Source organism: Winogradskyella sp. UBA3174, from assembly GCF_002364335.1.
Classification (GTDB): domain Bacteria; phylum Bacteroidota; class Bacteroidia; order Flavobacteriales; family Flavobacteriaceae; genus Winogradskyella.
Genome location: NZ_DEXW01000051.1, coordinates 1 through 1,055 on the forward strand (window position 1 = coordinate 1; position 1,055 = coordinate 1,055).

General features: G+C 31.1%; 2 protein-coding genes. Both read right to left on the reverse strand.

All coding sequences use genetic code 11. The features are described from left to right. Positions 1-887 (reverse strand): PepSY-associated TM helix domain-containing protein (locus tag B2U95_RS09570; protein ID WP_296315564.1); only part of this gene is annotated, 887 nt, incomplete at its 3' end. Between the two features lie 10 nt (positions 888-897). After that, positions 898-1,055 (reverse strand): DUF2271 domain-containing protein (locus B2U95_RS09575; protein ID WP_296315571.1); only part of this gene is annotated, 158 nt, incomplete at its 5' end.

Here is a 1,055-nt window from a genome sequence, read left to right on the forward strand (position 1 = left end):
GTGCCTTGCCCTGTATGTAAAATAATACTCCAATGAGAAGCCAAAGCAATAAATGGTGTTTCGCCTTTACTAATAACCTCACCTGAATACTGATTAATATGTAACGTCTCATCCTTTAACTCTAACATGAAATAATCCTCCTCTTGATTAGAGAACGGAAACTCAATAGACTTGAGTTGTTTTAATTCTGTTATTTTAAATATTTCAAAGTCTTGAACATTTAATTTTTTAGAATGTTTTTTGATATCAAAGCTTTTATAAATTATTCTATCTGAAGGTAGAGCATCAAACTTTTCTAGCGATAAAAAGATACCTGTAATAGTTATAATTACAACAGGAATCAAAGTATATCGGCCGATAACTACATGGTAATATTGTTCAAAATTCTCATAAACAACTTTAGAAAAAAAGCGTTTGACACCTCCTTGGCGTTTCAGAATAAGTTTGATTCCTGTCAACGCAATTAACAGCAGTAAAAATGAAAACAAACCGACAAGAAAGCGGCCTGTAGATTTTAAAAATAATGAGCGATGTAGATTGGTGGCAAATTCATAAATGGAAGCTCTTTTTATTAGTTTTCCTAATTTTTTTCCAGTAAATGGATTCACATAAAACGTATCACTTTTACCGTTTTTTGTTATAACTGAAACAACTACAAAATCATTTGTATCTATGTTAAGCGTTACGACTTCATCATATTCATTTTTCAATATTTTAAGTGTTTCAGATAAAACTAACGTTTCCGCTTTTTTTATAGCGTACGGTTGTAGCTGATTAGAAATTGGCTCTACAGCTAAAACAATACCTGTTACTGTTGCAATAAAGATAAATAAAGCTGAAATTAAAGCTAAAAGTAAGTGACTGTATCTCCAAATAGAAATGGTCATAAAAACTATGTTATTGCGGCATTAATCGAATGTAGCGGATAAATCCTTTTCCTTCTACTTTAGACTTTACAGATTCTGAAGTAAGCTCAAACTGCACGTCGTCAGCAAAATATTCTTGGTCTTCTACAGCTGTTTCAAATCTAATTTTATAGCCTTTATCTAATTTAG